This window comes from Streptomyces sp. NPDC001851 (assembly GCF_040297165.1).
In the GTDB taxonomy this organism is placed as follows: domain Bacteria; phylum Actinomycetota; class Actinomycetes; order Streptomycetales; family Streptomycetaceae; genus Streptomyces.
On the sequence record NZ_JBEOYR010000037.1, the window covers coordinates 68586 to 85725 of the forward strand.

The 17140-nt window shown below is 73.2% G+C and carries 6 protein-coding genes and 1 pseudogene; 3 read left to right on the top strand and 4 right to left on the bottom strand.

Annotation, left to right across the window (positions count from 1 at the left end):
• Positions 1-172 precede the first annotated feature (172 nt).
• Complete coding sequence (locus ABT171_RS37295) at positions 173-1171, top strand: methyltransferase (RefSeq protein ID WP_351250863.1); 999 nt, start codon at positions 173-175, stop codon at positions 1169-1171.
• Entirely contained in the window at positions 1168-2358 is a 1191-nt protein-coding gene (locus tag ABT171_RS37300) for a tryptophan 2,3-dioxygenase (protein WP_351250864.1), read from the top strand. Before ABT171_RS37295 ends, ABT171_RS37300 begins: the two co-directional genes overlap by 4 nt.
• Positions 2359-2412: 54 nt before the next feature.
• Here ABT171_RS37300 and ABT171_RS37305 read toward each other — a convergent pair whose 3' ends face one another.
• Positions 2413-3591 (bottom strand): NAD(P)/FAD-dependent oxidoreductase, encoded by a 1179-nt coding sequence (locus ABT171_RS37305; protein ID WP_351250865.1) that lies wholly within the window; start codon positions 3589-3591, stop codon positions 2413-2415.
• 170 nt (positions 3592-3761) lie between these two features.
• Between ABT171_RS37305 and ABT171_RS37310 the strand changes: the two genes are divergently transcribed.
• The gene (locus ABT171_RS37310) at positions 3762-4538 is read left to right on the top strand and encodes a thioesterase II family protein (RefSeq protein ID WP_351250866.1); all 777 of its coding nucleotides are present in this window, start codon (positions 3762-3764) and stop codon (positions 4536-4538) included.
• 29 nt (positions 4539-4567) lie between these two features.
• Here ABT171_RS37310 and ABT171_RS37315 read toward each other — a convergent pair whose 3' ends face one another.
• The 3 genes and pseudogenes from ABT171_RS37315 to ABT171_RS37325 all read right to left on the bottom strand — a co-directional run.
• The gene (locus ABT171_RS37315) at positions 4568-5314 is read right to left on the bottom strand and encodes an aspartate/glutamate racemase family protein (protein ID WP_351250867.1); all 747 of its coding nucleotides are present in this window, start codon (positions 5312-5314) and stop codon (positions 4568-4570) included.
• Entirely contained in the window at positions 5311-10884 is a 5574-nt protein-coding gene (locus ABT171_RS37320; protein WP_351250868.1) for a non-ribosomal peptide synthetase, read from the bottom strand. Before ABT171_RS37320 ends, ABT171_RS37315 begins: the two co-directional genes overlap by 4 nt.
• Positions 10884-17108: pseudogene (locus ABT171_RS37325) on the bottom strand (amino acid adenylation domain-containing protein); the annotation flags it as partial. The gene ABT171_RS37320 and the pseudogene ABT171_RS37325, both read right to left, overlap by 1 nt.
• Positions 17109-17140: the final 32 nt, after the last annotated feature.

Consider the following 17140-nt stretch of genomic DNA (forward strand, 5'->3'; position numbering starts at 1 on the left):
CGGAATCGCCGCGCCCAGCCCATCCGAAATCGAGGCAATAATGATTCGAATTCGGATGGACCTAGCCTCCCGAGGAAACGGGAAAACGGTCTACGCCGAGAAGGACACATGGAACTCATAACCGGGCACATTCCGGCAATCCGCACGGACAACCAGGACTGGGCCTGAGTCGATGAACCCGGGCACTCTCGACAGCGTCGTCTACGGACTGTTCTCGACACACGCGCTGCATCTGGCGGACAGACACGGCGTCCTCACCCACCTGATCGAGGGGGGACCGGCCTCGGCCGCCGACACGGCGGCGGCGCTGGGGATCGACGCGGAGACCCTGGAGCGGCTGCTGCTGGTCCTGGCCGCGGTTTCCGTCGTCCAGCGGGACCCGGACGGCAGATATCGCGTCGCGGAGGAAACGGTACCTTTTCTCGACTCCCGCGATCCTCGGTACATCGGAGGCTTCGTCGACCATTTGGTGACGAATACGACGGGTCAGCTGCGCCGACTGCACGACTACCTCCAGCACGGCAAGGAATCCGTCGACGCCGGGCTTCCGTCGCCGTTCGAGACGATCTACCGGGACGAGGCGGCCACCGGGGCCTTCCTGGAGGCCATGTGGCAGCTGAGCTTCGAGCCCTCGAAGGAGCTGGCAGGCCTCGCCGAACTGGCCGGCGTGCGCCGGCTGGTGGACGTCGGGGGTGCCAGCGGGGCCTTCGCGGTGGCCGCGCTGAGCCGGTATCCCGGTCTGAACGTCACCGTCTTCGACCTGCCGCAGGTCGGGCCGCACCTGGAACGCACGCGGCGTACCCGGGGGCTCGGCGACCGGCTCCGCTTCACGGCGGGCGACTTCTTCCGGGACCCGCTGCCCCCGGCGGACTGCGTGTCGTTCGGCTACATCCTCTCCGACTGGGACGACCGGTTCTGCCTCGAACTGCTCCGCAAGGCCTACCAGGCGTGCGCGAACGGCGGACGGGTCCTGGTGATGGAGCGCCTGTTCGACGAGGACGGCGGCCCGCTGCCGACCGCGGCCATGAACCTGTCGATGCACGTGGAGACGCGGGGCAGGCACCGCACCGCCGCGGAGTACACCGCGCTGCTGGAGGCGGCGGGCTTCACCGGATGCGTCACCCGCCGGTCGAGCTGGGACAAACACCTCGTCATCGGGGGAAAACCATGAGCGGGCACGCGTCCGGCGGGCTCGTGTACGACGTCGCCCCCCTCACCGCGCAGCACCGGGAGATAGCCCGTATCCAGCGGGCCCGCGGCCGCTCCGGGCTGGAGCCGTCCGAGCGGGAGGCCCTCGGGTCGCTGCACGACGGGACGCCGCCGGGCGCTCCCGGGAGCGAGGCGGAGGTCCTGCGGCTGCTCACCCGGCCGTTCAGCCGGGAGCTCGCCGTTCCGGAGTACTACCAGTACACCTGCATGCACGTGTACGGCTGGTTCCTGGACCACTGGCCGCAGGATCCGGTCGGGGCCGGACTGCTCGCCCTGCACACCACGCTGCTGGATCTGCTCGACGTCGAGCGCACGGCCCTGCGGCGCGCCGGGACGGTACCGCGGCCGGACCACATCGCCGAGCGCATCGCCCTCCTGGAGGGCCTCATCGGCACCGTGCGCGAGACGACGGCGGACCCGTTCGCCCCGACCCGGGTGGGCGAGCTGGCGGACCGGGCGACACCCGGCACGGAGGCGGCGCGGCGGATCGCGCTGCTCGCCGAGTGCACCCGCTTCCCCCGCTCCGACCGGCACGAGGAGCATGTGTTCCTGCGGGCGGTGCAGGCGTGCGAGTCGGTGTTCTTCCTGGTCCGGCGGCTGGCCGTGGAGGTCGCCGACACGGCGCGCGAGGACGGGGCCGGGGCGGGCCGCCGGCTGGCTCAGGCGGCGGACTGCGCGGAGCTGCTCAACGGAATCTTCCAGGTCCTGCGCACCCTGAGCCCCGAGGGGTTCATGACCTTCCGGGACCAGACCGGGCAGGCCAGCGCCGTGCAGTCCCTGAACTACAACACGATGGAGATCGCGGTCTACGGCTTCGACCCCCGCAAGCGCGAGATCTACGACTCCATCGGCCATCTCTCGGTTCTCAACTCGCCCGCCGTCACCGGCTACCGGGCCCTGTCCGCCGTCCTCGCCGGCACCGACGACCCGGTGCTCTCCGAGGGCTGGAAGCGGCTGGACCGCGGTCTGTCCCGGTGGCGCGGTTCGCACTACCGCTTCGCCCGGACCTATCTGCCGGCCGGCGTCAAGGCGTCCGGGGGCACCGAAGGCGCCGCGTACGTCAAGAAGTTCGTCAAGAAGGAGGCCTGCCGCCCCGGCGACGACCCGGTCAGCGCCCGGGAGCTGCTGTCCGGCTTCCTCTTCCGCTGATCCGTTGCCCGCGGCCGGAGCCGCCCTGCTGGGGACCGGGGCCCCGCCCGGGGTTCACAGCAGGGCGAGCAGGTCGGGCGAGTACAGTTCCTCGACGCTCACCGCCCCGGCCAGGGTTCCGAAGTACCGGTCCGTGAAGTCCTGCCGGCCCGCGATCACCCGGAGCGCGTCCAAGCGGTCCACCGGTACCCGCAGTTCGGCCACCGAGAGCGTGGAGTAGTAGGCGTCGAACAGCAGATCGTCCCGCAGGTCCGCGTACTCGGCCAGGGCGTCGTCGAGCTTGTCCGGGTCCTCCAGGCGGTCGACGGCCGTGTCGAAGAGAAGCTGGGCCTGGCGGAAGGCGTCCGTGATGCCACGGGCGGTGATGGAGTCCTTGTGGTGGCCGGCGTCGCCCACGAGGGCCCAGCCCGGCCCGGCCGGTTCACGGAAGAAGTTCTGCTGGTCGCCGGTGCCCCGCAGCCGCTCCAGCGGCGTCAGCGACTCGATCCGCCCGAACAGCTCCGGTGACGTGGTGCGCAGCGCCTCCCGGTAGGCGCTCGTCGCGTCCCGGCGTATCCGCTCGAACTCGGACTGCGGGAAGTACGCGGCGACCAGCGTGGCGTCGTTGGTGGGCACGGTGCCCACCCAGCGGCCGGGCGCCTGGTGCAGCTCGAAGCGGTCGGTGAACGTCTCGAAGTACGTGTAGTAGGCGCAGGTCATCGGCGGATGCTCGGTCATCACCGGTGCGTCGACCAGGGTGGCGAACCGGGACCGCATCCCGTCGGCGCCGACCACCAGCCGGGCCCGCTCCTCGTGGTGTCCGCCGTCCGGGGTGCTGAACCGGACTCCGCAGATCCGGTCGCCCTCCGTCAGGACCGCGTCGACCGTGCAGCCCTGGCGGAACTCGGCTCCCGCGGCGACCGCCGCGTCGGCGAGGACCGGGTCCAGGAGGTGGCGGCGCGGCGCGTAGGCGGTGCGGAACCCGTCGACCGGGACGGAGCAGCCCTCCATCCAGATGTCCGCGACCTGGTACACGGCCCGGTCCACCGGTGGGCAGCCGGTGGCGACCACCTTGTCGAGCACCCCCCATCGGCGCAGCAGCGCCACCCCGGGCTGATGGATGTACAGGGTGCTGAGGGTGTCCCTGGGGAACGTCGCCCGGTCCACCATCAGCACCCGGTATCCGGCGCGGGCGAAGAGCATGGCTGTGGGGGCGCCGGCGCAGCGAGCTCCGACCACGATGACGTCGTACACGGTGGACTCCTTGTCCCTCTGGGCGGGTTGGGGGCTTCCCGCAGGCTAGGAGCGGCCGCCATTGAGCCGTTATCCCCGTGGCGCCGGACGCGGCGGGGCGGAGCCGATACGCCGCTGATAAGGCGGGCGGGTACGGTCCCGGCCCGATCCGTATACCGAGGAGTGTGCCCATGACTGGTCCCAGGTCCCAGCTGGTGCGGGACACCGGCCTGCACGAGACGTGGCTGCGCCGGCCCAGGCCCGTGACGAACCCGCGCGCGCGGCTGATCTGCTTTCCGCACGCCGGGGGTGCGGCCAGCTTCTTCCGTGACTGGCCGCGGTGGCTGCCGGCCGACGTCGAGGTGCAGGCGGTCTGCTACCCGGGCCGGGAGGACCGGATAGCGGAGTCCTGCGTCGACCGCATGGACGACCTCGCCGACCAGGTGGCCGAGGCACTGGGCCCCCTCCTCGACCGCCCGGCGGTGCTCTTCGGGCACAGCATGGGCGCCTCCGTCGCCCACGAGGTGGCGCTGCGGATCGAGGACCGGCATGGACCCGTCCTGGGCGGGCTCGTGGTCTCCAGCCGGACCGCGCCGGGGCACCCGGGCGGCCACAAGGCAGCGCCGGAGAGCGACGACGACCTGCTGCGCGACGTCGCCGAACTCGGCGGCACGTTCGCCGCCGCGCTCGACCACCCCGAGCTGCGCGAGCTGATGCTGCCGGTGATCCGCGCCGACTACCGGCTGCTCGACCGCTACCGGCCTCGCGACCTCCCGGCGCTCGCCACGCCGGTGACGGGGTATCTCGGTGACCGGGACCCGCAGGTGACGGCGGAGAGCATGCGCCCGTGGGCCGAGGTGACCCGGGGCGGCTTCACGCTGTCGGTGCTGCCGGGAGACCACTTCTATCTGATGCCGCAGGTCCAGCGGCTGACCGGCGGGATAGCGACGCTGCTCGCCGCGGTGTGACGGACCGGCGCCGTACGGCGGCTCGACGCCTACCCCGCCGCGACGGCCGGCCCGGCGGCCAGGCGCAGGGCCAGGGTGCGCAGCGCGTCGACCGTGCGGTCCGGACCGTAGCGGGCCGTCAGCTCACGGGAGACCAGGTGGAACTCGGTACAGCCGAGGACCACCCCTGAGCATCCGTAGCGCCGCAGGAGACGGTCCACCGGCGGCAGTACCTCGTCCGGGAGCGGTCCCTCGTGCTTCATCCGGTAGATGAGCCGGTGGACGAGTGCCTGGTCGTCCCGGCCGGGCCGGACCACCCGGTCCGCCACCGCGTCCCAGCCCGGCGCCTGTTCGAAGACCCGGGCCTGCCTGCTGCCCTCGGTCGAGAGCAGCAGGAACCGGCCCGAGGTCAGGGCGAGTTCGGCGGCCGTGACGTCCACCAGGGACACGACCCGCTGTCGCAACGCGGGATCGACCAGCCGCAGGAAGTGGTGGGCCGTGAAGCAGACGACGACCACCCGGTCGGCTCCCCGGTCCAGCAGGTCCCGCAGCCGGTTCTCCAGCCGCTCGGTCATCTCCCGGACCCGCCCCAGCCGGATCGCCTCGGTCCGGTCGGGGAAGGCCGGGTCCGAGTCGAGCAGCACCCTCGGGCGGGTCTGCTCCGGGCCCGCCCACGGGCAGGCGTAGAGCGTGCGCAGGAACTCGGCGGAGGACAGCGGGCCCATGCCGCCGAGTACGCCGAGCGCACCGCCGAAGCGGCCGGGGTCACCCGGTACGGATGCTTCGACGAGCGTCATCGGGCGATCCGGGGGGCGATGATCCCGCCGATCCGCGCGGCGGGCAGCGGGTCCAGCATCCGGTGGTGCTCGCAGTCCACCTCGTGGATCTCCAGTTCCCCGTCGAGGTGCTGCTTCCATGCCTCCGGTACCGACCACTCCCCCCGCCGGCGTGCCGCCACCACCAGCACCATGGTGCCGTGGAAGAGCCGTGGCCTGTGGTCGCTCGTGATCGCCACGGTGTTGACCATGACGTCGAGCGCGGCGGCCCGCTGTTCGTCGTCGAGATGGCGCAGCTCGCTCTCGCCCCGGCCGAGCCAGTCGACGATCCGGGCCCGCATCTCCTCCGGCTCCGGCGGACTCTGCGCGGCCCCGTCGGGCAGCCCGTACACCTCGGCGTACCCGTCGTGCATCTGGCTGAGGATCCGCCGCGGGTCGCCCGTCCCCGGGGCGCCGGGCGCGGCGGGATAGGCGTCGAGCACGGCGAGCAGCCCCACCTCGTGGCCGTGGGCCTGGAGGGTGGTGGCCACGGCCTGCGCGAGGATCCCGCCGAGGGACCAGCCGAGCAGGTGGTACGGGCCCTCGGGCTGCACCCGGCGGATCTCGCGCACGTAGTCCTCGGCGAGTTCGTCCAGCGAGGCGGCGAGCGGTTCGGTGCCCCGCAGCCCCCGGGCCTGCAGGCCGTACACCGGGTGGTCGGCGTCGAGTCCGGTGAGCAGGGAGGCGTAGCGCCAGCTGAGACCGGCGACCGGATGGACGCAGAACAGTGGGCGGGCGGTGCCTTCGGTGCGCAGCGGCAGCAGCACGTCGAAGGCGCTGCCGTCCCCGTCGGACAGCTGCGCGGCGAGCCGGGCCGGCGTGGGCGCGGCGAAGACGTCGCGCAGCGCCGGGGTGCGGCCCAGGACCGCCCCTACCCGGCTGACCAGCCGGGCGGCGAGCAGCGAGTGGCCGCCCAGTTCGAAGAAGTTGTCGTCCACGCCGACGTCCTGCGCCCCCAGCACCTCGGCGAAGAGCCGGCACAGCAGCTCCTCCTGGGGGGAGCGCGGCGGCCTGGTGGACCGGCCGGTGACCGGGGCGGGCGCGGGCAGCGCCCTGCGGTCCAGTTTGCCGTTGGGCGTGAGCGGCCAGTCGCCGACGACGACGAAGGCGCCGGGCACCATGTACGCCGGCAGCAGCTCCGCGACCTCCGCCCGCAGCGCCGCGGGGACCAGCGGTGTGCGGGCCGCGGGGTCCGGCTGCACGTAGCCCACCAGCCGCTGGTCGCCGGGCCGGTCCTCACGCACCATCACCACGGCGCGGGCCACCCCCGCGCAGCGGGTCAGGGCCGCCTCGACCTCACCCGTCTCGACCCGGAAGCCGCGCACCTTCACCTGGGTGTCGGCGCGGCCGCGGAAGCGCAGCCGTCCGTCGGCGTCCCACTCGGCCAGGTCGCCGGTGCGGTACATCCGGTCGCCGGGAGGGCCGTAGGGGTTGGCGACGAAACGCTGTGCGGTCAGCGCGCGGTCGAGATAGCCGCGGGCCAGGCCGCGTCCGGAGACGTACAGCTCCCCGGTGACGCCGTACGGTACGGGTTGCAGATGGCGGTCCAGCACGTGGACGCGCACCCCGTCGATGGGGCGGCCGATGAGCGTCGCTCCCGTGGTGGACGCCGGGTCGTGCGGGGTGAAGGACACGTCGCAGGTCGCCTCGGTGGGGCCGTAGGCGTTGATCAGCAGCCGGTCGCGGCCCCAGAACGCGGCCAGTTCCCGCGAGCAGGTCTCGGCACCGGTGATCACCGTGCGGAGGTCGGGCAGCGGGGTGCGGGGGACCTCGGCCAGCACGGAGGGCGCGATGAGCAGGTGGGAGATGCGGTGTTCGGCCAGCAGGGCGCCCAGCTCCGGCCCGGCCGGGGTGCGTTCCGGGACGACCAGACAGCCGCCGGAGAGCACGGATATGCACAGTTCGGCCATGGAGACGTCGAAGCTCGGGGAGGCGAACTGCAGCACCCGGCTGCCGGTGCCCGCCCCGTAGTGGGCGGCCTGGTTGGCGGCGAGCGAGGCCAGACCGGTGTGGGTGACCACGACACCCTTGGGGCGGCCGGTGGAACCCGAGGTGAAGATCGTGTAGGCGGGATGGGCCACCCGCAGCGGCGCGAGGCGTGCCGTGTCGTCGAGGTCGGTGGCGGACTGGGCCGCGCGCAGCGCATCGACGGCCGGATCGTCCAGCAGGAGCAGCGGCACGTCCTCGGCGGCGGGCGTCCTCGGCAGCCGGGCGGCCGCCGCGCCGGTGGTGACCAGCAGGGCGGGAGGGGCGTCGGACAGCATGGCGGCCAGCCGTTCCGCCGGGTACTCCAGGTCGAGCGGCAGGTACACGGCGCCGGTCTTCAGGACCGCGATGACGGTCTCGATCAGTGTCTCGGCGCGGGGCAGGGCCACGGCCACGTACTTCTCGGGGCCGGCGCCGCGGGCGACCAGCAGGCGGGCGAGCCGGTTGGCCCGTTCGTTGAGTTCCCGGTAGCTCAGCGTCACACCGCCGGCCTGGACAGCGGGGCGGTCCGGGGTACGGGCGACCTGTGCCTGGAACAGGTCCGGGAAGGTCGCGACGGGCACCGCACGCCCGGTACCGGACCCGGAGCCGATCAGCTCGCGGCGCTCGTCGTGGGCGAGGATCTCCAGCCGTCCGGTCCGCTGTTCGCCGTCCCGCGCCACCTGCGTGATCACCCGGGTCAGTCGCTCGGTGAGCGTGCGCGCGGTCCCGGGGTCGAAGAGGTCGGTGGCGTATTCGAGCATGCCCTCCAGTCCGGCCGGTTCGCCCTGTTCGGTGCGGGTCTCCCGGACGCTGAACGCGAGGTCGACCTTCGCGCCGTTGCTCGGGTCGCCCACGAATCCGGTGCTCAGGCCGGGCAGGGTGAGCTTTCCGCCCTCGGTGTTCTGCAGGATGAGCGTCACCTGGTACAGGGGTGCGTGGGAGAGTGAGCGGCCGGGGTTGACGGCCTCCACGACCCGTTCGAAGGGCACGTCCTGGTGCGCGTAGGCCGCCAGGTCCGTCTCCCGCACCCGTGCCAGCAGCTCGCGGAACGTCGGGTCGCCCGACACGTCCGTGCGCAGCACCAGCGTGTTGACGAAGAACCCCACGAGGTCGTCCAGGGCCTCGTCGGTACGCCCCGCCACCGCCGTACCCAGCGGAATGTCCGTACCGGCGCCCAGTCGCGACAGCAGCACGGCCAGCGCCGCCTGCACCACCATGAACAGCGTCACGTCCGTCTCACGGGCCAACGCCACCAACCCACTGTGGGTACCGGCGTCCACCGAGAAACGGACCGTGGCGCCCCGATGACTGGCCACCGCCGGACGCGGCCGGTCCACCGGCAGCTCCAGCAACTCCGGAGCCCCCGCCAACGCCCCACGCCAGAACGCCAGTTGCTGAGCCAGCACACTGTCCGGGTCGTCCGCCGAGCCCAGCACCTGCCGCTGCCACAGCACGTAGTCGGCGTACTGCACGGGCAGCGGCTCCCACTCCGGGACCGCGCCCTCGCAACGCGCCGCGTACGCCGTCGACAGGTCCCGCAGGAACGGCCCCATCGACCAGCCGTCGCTCATGATGTGGTGCATCACCACCGACAGGACGTGGTCGTGCTCGTCCAGCCGCAGCACGGTCACCCGCAGCGGGACCTCGGCCGCCAGGTCGAAGCAGTGCCCCGCCCGTTCGGCCAGCGCCCGCGACAGGTCGCCCTCCAGCTCGACAAACTCCATCGCCGGAGCGGCGACCGGCTCCACCACCTGGACCGGCTCACCGCCGACCTCCGCGAACCGGGTCCGCAGCACCTCATGACGGCCCACCACGTCGTTCACCGCGGCGGTCAGCGCGGCCCGGTCCAGCACACCCGACAACCGCACCGCCAACGGCACGTTGTACGTCGGACTCGGCCCCTCCAACCGGAACGCGAACCACAACCCACGCTGCGCCGGCGACAACGGCAACGCCTCAGGACGCTCCGCACGCACCAGCGGCGCACGCGCCGCCCCCGCACGCGCCACCAGCGCCGCCAGCCCCGCCACCGTCGGCGCCTCGAACACCGCCCGCACCGACAACTCCACCCCGAACACCTTCCGCACCCGGCTCAACAGGCGGATCGCGGTGAGCGACTGGCCGCCCAGGGCGAAGAAGTCGTCGTCCACGCTGCGGCAGGGGCGGCCGGTGATCTGCTCGAAGAGGCCGCACAGGATGTCCTCCACCGGGGTCTGCGGCGCCCGTGGGACGGCGACGGGTCCCGGTACCGGGTCGGCGTCCTTGACCGGGGTGAACCCGCGGAAGCCGGAGGGCACGGTGCACTCGATGTCACGGGCGCGGCGGTCGGGCGCGGCCGTGATCCCGCCCAGCACCTGGACCACGGCGGCGAGAACGGCAGCGGCCTCGTCCTCGTCGAAGAGGTCCGGCCGGTACTCCAGTTCGGCCTCGAACCGTTCGCCGCTCAGCGCCGCGATGAGCCGGAGGGGGTAGTGGGCGGCGTCGTGGCCCTGCTCCACCTCCACCCGTACCCCGGCGTACGACGGCCTGGCCGCCGCGTCCCCGGGGTAGTTCTCGAAGACCGCGAAGGTGTCGAAGAGGTCACCCGTTCCGGTCATGCGCTGGAGACGGCCCAGCCCCATGTGGTGGTGGCCGAGCAGTGCGGTCTGTTCGCCGCCCAGCCGGATGAGGTTCTCCAGGACGGACCGCTCGGGGTCGAGCCGTACGCGCACCGGAATGGTGTTGATGAACATCCCGACCATCGTCTCGATGCCGGCGATCTCCGCCGGACGGCCCGAGACGACCGTGCCGAAGACGACGTCGCTGCGACCGGTGAGCCGGCCGAGCACCATTCCCCAGGCGCCCTGGACCAGGGTGTTCACGGTGAGCCCGGTCTTGCGGACCAGCCGGTCCAGCTCGGCGCCGAACCCGGCGGGGAACTCGGCGGTCACCCGCTGCGGCAGGACCGGAGCCCGGCCCCGGTCCGCCGGGGCCACCAGGCAGGGGCCGGGCAGGCCGTCGAGGGCGAGCCGCCAGGCCCGTTCCGCGGCGGTGTCGTCCTGCGCGGTGAGCCACTCGAAGTAGGCCCGGTTGGGGACCGGAGGGGGCAGCGTGGCGTCGTCGCCGCCGTGCTCGTAGAGCGTGAACAGCTCCCGGACGAGCACCGGGTTGGACCAGCCGTCCAGCAGCAGGTGGTGGCTGGTCATCACCAGGCGGTGGCGGTCCGGACCCAGCCGCACCAGGGTGAACCGCGCCAGCGGCGGCCGGTCGAGCGGGAACCGCCGCACGCGGTCGGCGTCCAGGAACCGTTCGAACTCCTCCGCCGTGAGGTGGGTCTCCTCCCACAGGAGCGGCACCGCGCGGTGGATAACCTGGAACGGCTGCCCGTTGCGGCGCTGCCGGAAGCCGGCCCGCAGGTTGGGGTGGCGCCTGATCAGCGCCGCCAGGGACGCCTGGAGCACGTCGGCCCGCAGCGGTCCCTCCAGGGCGAGGACCACCTGCACGTTGTAGACGTCGACCGCCTGGTCGTCGTAGTGCGAGTGGAAGTACATGCCTTCCTGCAGCGGCGTCAGCGGAAGAACGTCTTCGAACGCGGACTGGTTCATCACAGCGACCTCAGTTCGGCTTCGAGTTCGTCGATCTCTTCCTGGGACAGGCCGAGCACGAGATCGGACGGGGTGTGACCGCCGGCACCGGCGCTCCCGGCGTGGGCGGCAAGGGCGTCGAGGGCGGTGAACCACAGCTCGCCCAGTTCCCGGACATCCGGTTCGGGCAGGAGGTCACCGGGCCAGGACCAGGTGGCACGCAGACAGGGGCCGTCCGGCCGGTCCTCGGTGAGGGCGTTGACCTCCAGCGCGTGGCTGACGGGCATCCCGGCGTCGCGTGGGGCGGGCGCGGGCAGGCCGCTCGCCCAGGTCCACATCGGCACGTCGGCGGCCGCGGCGGCGGAAGCGGGACCGTCGACCGCCACCGGGAGGTGCTCCGGTGCGCCGGTGGGTGTGTCCGCCGCCTTCGTGAACCGGCCGAGGTAGTTGAAACCCAGCTGCGGTGCGGCCAGCGGCGCGAGGTGTGCGGCGGTGCGCGGGTTGAGGTGTCGGAGCATGCCGTATCCCACGCCGTTGCCCGGCAGGGCGCGCAGTTGTTCCTTGACGCGCTTGAGCGAGTCGCCCACCCCCTGGCCGGCCGCGCGGACCTCGTCCCAGCTCAGCGGAACGGGGGTCAGCCGTACCGGGTGGATGCTGGTGAACCAGCCGGCGGTGCCGGAAAGATCGGCGCCGGGCACGATGTCCTCCCGGCCGTGGCCCTCCAGGTCGACCAGGACGCTGTCCGCGTGTCCCTGCCCGCGCCGGTGGCGCCACTCCCGGCAGGCGAGGGCGAACGCGGTCAGCAGGACGTCACCCACACCCGCGTTGTAGGCCGCCGGGACCGTCGTGAGGAGGGGTTCCGCGCGCTCGGCAGGGAGTTCGAGGCTCAGTTCCCGGACCGTCCGGGCGGTGTCCCGGCGGGGATCGAGCGGCCTGGTGCCCAGCGTGGGTTCGACTGTCCCGGGCGGCCCGGCCAGGATCTGTGTCCACAGCGGCAGTCCGGCCTCCCAGGCCGGTTCACGGGCGGCCTCGCTCAGCCGGTGGGCCCACTCGCGGAAGGATGTGCGCCCGGGGGCCGGTCCGGGGCTCCGCCCGGCGGCGACCGCCTCCCAGACGGCGCGCAGGTCCGGCAGCAGGATGTGCCAGGACACCCCGTCCACGGCCAGGTGGTGGACGACGACCTGCAGCAGGCCGCTGTGGTGCGGCCCGGCGTCGTACCAGACCAGCTGCACCATCGAGCCGTCGGCCGGAGACAGCCGCAGGCGGGCCTTCTCGCCGTGCTCGGCGAGGGCCTCGTCGCGTGCCGTGCGGGTCAGTCCGGCGATGTCGACCCGGTGGACCACCGAGTCCGCCGGCACCGATCCGGGCGGGCCCACGACGGGCTGCCAGGAGCCGTCGCGCGCGGTGGTGATCCGCAGGCGCAGGGTGTCGTGCCGGTCCAGCCAGGCGGCTGCCGCCTCGGTCAGCCGTGCCGTCCCCAGATCTGCCGGTACGTGCAGGGTGACCGTCTGGTTGAACCCGTCCGTGGGACCGTCGAGTTCCCGCAGCCAGTGCATGACGGGTGTCAGCGGGAAGCCGCCCGTGCCACCGGTGCCGCCGGGCGCCGCGGGAGGAGCGGCCTCGGTCGCGGCGGCGGCGAGCGCGGCGACGGTGCGGAGCTGGAAGACCTGCTGGACCGTCACGGCCAGCCCTGCGGCACGGGCCAGCGAGACCAGCCTGATGGAGCTGATGCTGTCGCCGCCCAGCTCGAAGAAGCTGTCGTCGATGCCGACCTCGGCCACGCCCAGGACCTCGGTGAAGACCGCGCACAGGGCCTTCTCCCGGTCCGTGCGCGCGGTGCGGCCGCCGGAGCGGCCGGAACGGTCGGGGGCGGGCAGTGCCCTGTGGTCGAGCTTGCCGTTGGTCGTCAGAGGCAGCTCCGGCAGCGTGACGACGGCCGAGGGGACCATGTACTCCGGCAGGGACCGCCCGGCGTGCTCGCGCAGGGCCGACGGCTCCGGCTGCGGGCCCGGGCCGGCCGGTACCACGTAGGCCACCAGCCGCCGGTCGCCGGGCCGGTCCTCGCGGACGACGACCCTGGCCTGCGCCACCGAGGCATGCGACTCCACAGCCGCCTCGACCTCACCGAGTTCGATCCGGAAGCCGCGGATCTTCACCTGGTCGTCGGCGCGCCCCAGATATTCGAGCTGCCCCTCGGCCGTCCACCGCGCCAGGTCTCCGGTGCGGTACATCCGCGTGCCCGCCTCGCCGAACGGGTCGGCGACGAACCGCTCGGAGGTCAGCGCGGGCCGGTCGAGGTAGCCCCGGGCCAGGCCCGCGCCCGCCACGTACATCTCTCCGCACACGCCGGGGGGTACCGGTCGCAGCCCGGGGTCGAGGACGTAGATCCGCAGGTCGGGGATGCCGCGGCCGATCGGGCTGCGCTGCTGTGCCTCCGCCGCCGCCGGCACGTCCAGCGGCAGGTGGCTGACGTGCACGGTGGTCTCCGTGATCCCGTACATGTTGACCAGGAGCGGAGCGTCGTCGGGGTGGCGGCCGTACCAGTCGGCCAGCCGGGCCGGGTCGAGCGCCTCGCCGCCGAACACCACCTGCCGCAGGGCCAGTTCGCGCCCCACCGCGGGTTCCTCGGCGTCGGCGCGCATGAGCTGGTAGAACGCCGACGGCGTCTGGTTCAGGACGGTCACGCCCTCCTTCACCAGCAGCCGCAGGAACTCGCCGGGCGACCGGCTCACCTCGTACGGCACCACCACCAGACGGCCGCCGCTCAGCAGCGGACCCCACAGCTCCCAGACCGAGAAGTCGAACGCGTAGGAATGGAACAGCGTCCAGACGTCGTCCGGGCCGAACCCGAACCAGGGTTCGGTGGCGCTGAACAGCCGCACCACGTTGCGGTGCGGCACCACGACGCCCTTGGGCCGTCCGGTGGAGCCCGAGGTGTAGATCACGTACGCGGGACTCCGGGGGTCGAGGACGCCGCCCCGGTCCGCGTCCGCCAGGTCGTCCGGGTGCTGTCCGGCGAGCTTCCGCGCCGTGTCCGGAGTGTCCAGCAGGAGCGTTTCCACCGGGGTGGCGGGAAGTCCGGCGGCCACCCCGGAGGTGGTCAGCAGCAGCGTGGGCCGGGCGTCGCCCAGCAGGTACGCCGTCCGGTCCCGGGGGGACTGCGGGTCGACCGGTACATACGCCGCCCCCGCCTTCACGACGGCCACCACGGCCACCACCAGGTCGGCGGTGCGCGGCAGGGCGAGGGCGACGAGTCGTTCGGGGCCGGCGCCGTGCGCGACGAGCAGCCGGGCCAGGCGGTTGGCCCGCGCGTTCAGCTCCCCGTAGGAGAGCGTGCCGTCCTCGAACGTGACGGCCGCGGCGGACGGCGTACGGGCGGCCGTCGCCTCGAAGAGTGCCGCGAGCGTCGCCGGGCCACCGGGCTCGGTGGCGGTGCCGTTCCACTCGCGCAGGATGCGCCGGCGCTCCTCCGGGTCCAGGATCTCGATGCCGGCCACAGCGCGGTCCGGGTTCTCGGTGACAGCGCGCAGCACGCGCAGCAGCCGCGCCGTCAGCGTCCGGGCTCCGGCCGGGGCGAACAGGTCGGTCGCGTACTCCAGCGAACCGGTCAGCCCGGCGGGCTCTCCGTCCGGGGTGAACCGCTCACGGAACCCGAAGGAGAGTTCCGTCTTGGCGGCGTCCAGGCCGATCGGCTCGGCGGTCACCCGCAGACCGGGCAGGGCGAGCCGGGCCTCGGCGTTGTTCTGCAGGTGCAGCATCACCTGGGCGAGGGGCGTGTGGGAGAGCACCCGCGTGACCCCGGCGGCCTCCACGACCCGTTCGAAGGGCACGTCCTGGTGCGCGTAGGCCGCCAGGTCCGTCTCGCGCACGCGTGCCAGCAGCTCGCGGAACGTCGGGTCGCCCGACACGTCCGTGCGCAGCACCAGCGTGTTGACGAAGAACCCCACCAGATCGTCCAGGGCCTCGTCGGTACGGCCCGCCACCGCCGTACCCAGCGGGATGTCGGTGCCGGCGCCCAGTCGCGACAGCAGCACGGCCAGCGCCGCCTGAAGCACCATGAAGAGCGTGACGTCGGATGCGCGGGCCAGCGACAGCAGCCGCCGGTGCAGCGCGGCGTCCATGCCCAGGTCCACGGCGGCCCCGCGGTGGCTCGCGACGGCGGGGCGGGGCCGGTCGAGGGGCAGCTCCAGCAGCTGCGGAGCGCCCGCGAGTTCCTCCTCCCAGTAGGCGAGCTGACCGGCGAGCAGGCTGTCCGGATCGTCTTCGGCGCCCAGCGTCCTGCGCTGCCAGAGCACGTAGTCGGCGTACTGCACGGGCAGCGGTTCCCAGGCCGGTCCCCTGCCCTCGCGACGCGCCGCGTACGCCGTCGACAGGTCCCGCAGGAACGGCCCCATCGACCAGCCGTCACCCGCGATGTGATGCAGCAGGAGCAGCAGCACGTGTTCCCGCTCCCCCACCCGGAACAACGTCACCCGCAGCGGGGTCTCGGCCGCCAGGTCGAAGCAGTACCCCGCCCGCTCGGCCAGCGCCCGCGCCAGGTCACCCCGCAGCTCCACGAACTCCATCACCGCAGCGGCATCCGCCTCCACCACCTGGACCGGCTCACCGTCGACCTCCGCGAACCGGGTCCGCAGCACCTCATGGCGTTCCACCACGTCGTTCACCGCGGCGGTCAGCGCGGCCCGGTCCAGCACACCCGACAACCGCACCGCCAACGGCACGTTGTACGTCGGGCTCGGCCCCTCCAGCCGGAACGCGAACCACAGCCGGCGCTGTGCCGGCGACATCGGCAACAGCTCGGGGCGCGGCGCGGCCACCAGCGGTGCCCGTGCGGGCGCTGGTCCGGCGTCCAGCAGGGTCAGCAGCCGTGCCACGGTCGGCGCCTCGAACACCGCCCGGACGGAGAGCCCGGTCCCCAGGGCCCCGCGGACGCGGCTGACGAGCCGGGTGGCGAGCAGCGAGTGGCCGCCGAGGTCGAAGAAGTTGTCGTCCAGGCCGACCGACTCCACGCCCAGCACCTCGGCGAAGACCTGGGCCAGGATCTTCTCGCGCGAGGTGCGGGGTGCGCGTCCGGCCGGGCCCGCGCCGTCCAGCCGGGGAGCGGGCAGCGCCTTGCGGTCCACCTTGCCGTTCGGGGTCAGCGGCCACCGGTCCAGCACCACCACGGCGGACGGCACCATGTAGCCCGGCAGCGCCGACGCGACGCGGGCGCGCAGCTCCGCCGGGGCGGGACTCCGGTCGCCGGACGGGGTCACGTACGCCACCAGGCCGGGGCCTGCGGGGCCGTCCGCGCGCACGGTCACCAGGGCTTCGGCGACGTCCGGGGCCGCGGTCAGCACCGCTTCGATCTCGCCCGGCTCGATACGGAAGCCCCGCACCTTCACCTGGTGGTCGGTGCGCCCCAGGAACTCCAGCTGGCCGTCGGTGCGCCACCGGGCCAGGTCGCCGGTGCGGTACATGCGGCCGCCAGGGGGGCCGAACGGGTCCGCGACGAACCGCTCGGCGGTGAGCCCCGGCCGGTTCAGGTATCCCCGGGCCAGCCCGTGACCCGACACGTACAGCTCCCCCGCCACCCCGTCCGGTACCGGACGCAGCCCCGCGTCCAGCACATGGACACGGGCGTTGACGATCGGGCCGCCGATCGGCGGGGACACCGCGCCCGACAGCGGTCGGCTGGCCGTGGCGCAGACCGTCGTCTCGGTGGGTCCGTAGGCGTTGACCATCCGGCGGCCCGCCGACCAGCGCCCCACCTGTTCCGGGGCGCAGGCCTCGCCGGCCACCACCAGCGTCATCCCGGGCGGGAGGGCACCGGGCGGCAGCTCCGCGAGCAGGGCCGGGGGCAGGGTCGCGTGGGTCACGCGCTGTTCGGCCAGCAGTTCCGCCAGGGGTTCTCCGGCGGCGAGGCGGGCGGGGGGCGCCATGACGAGCGTCGCACCGGTGGTGAGCGCCATCACCAGTTCCCAGGCCGCGGCGTCGAAGCTGGGTGAGGCGAACTGGAGGACCCGTGCGCCGGGGCCCACGTCGAAGAGGTCCTGCTGTGCCGCGGAGAGGGAGGCGATGCCGGTGTGGCTGACCACCACACCCTTGGGCCGGCCCGTCGAACCCGACGTGTAGATCACATACGCCGGATGCCGCACATCCAACGCCGCCCCACGCTCCGCATCCGACAGCACCCCCGACGACAACCCCGCCAACTCCCCCACCACACCCGGATCATCCAGCACCACCCGAGGACACCCCACCTCCGGCAACACCACCCCCGACACCGTCACCACAC

Coding starts and splice junctions, on each gene's coding strand:
- ABT171_RS37295 (WP_351250863.1), top strand. CDS start 173: ATGAACCCGGGCACTCTCGACAGCGTCGTCTACGGACTGTTCTCGACA.
- ABT171_RS37300 (WP_351250864.1), top strand. CDS start 1,168: ATGAGCGGGCACGCGTCCGGCGGGCTCGTGTACGACGTCGCCCCCCTC.
- ABT171_RS37310 (WP_351250866.1), top strand. CDS start 3,762: ATGACTGGTCCCAGGTCCCAGCTGGTGCGGGACACCGGCCTGCACGAG.
- ABT171_RS37315 (WP_351250867.1), bottom strand. CDS start 5,314: ATGACGCTCGTCGAAGCATCCGTACCGGGTGACCCCGGCCGCTTCGGC.
- ABT171_RS37320 (WP_351250868.1), bottom strand. CDS start 10,884: ATGAACCAGTCCGCGTTCGAAGACGTTCTTCCGCTGACGCCGCTGCAG.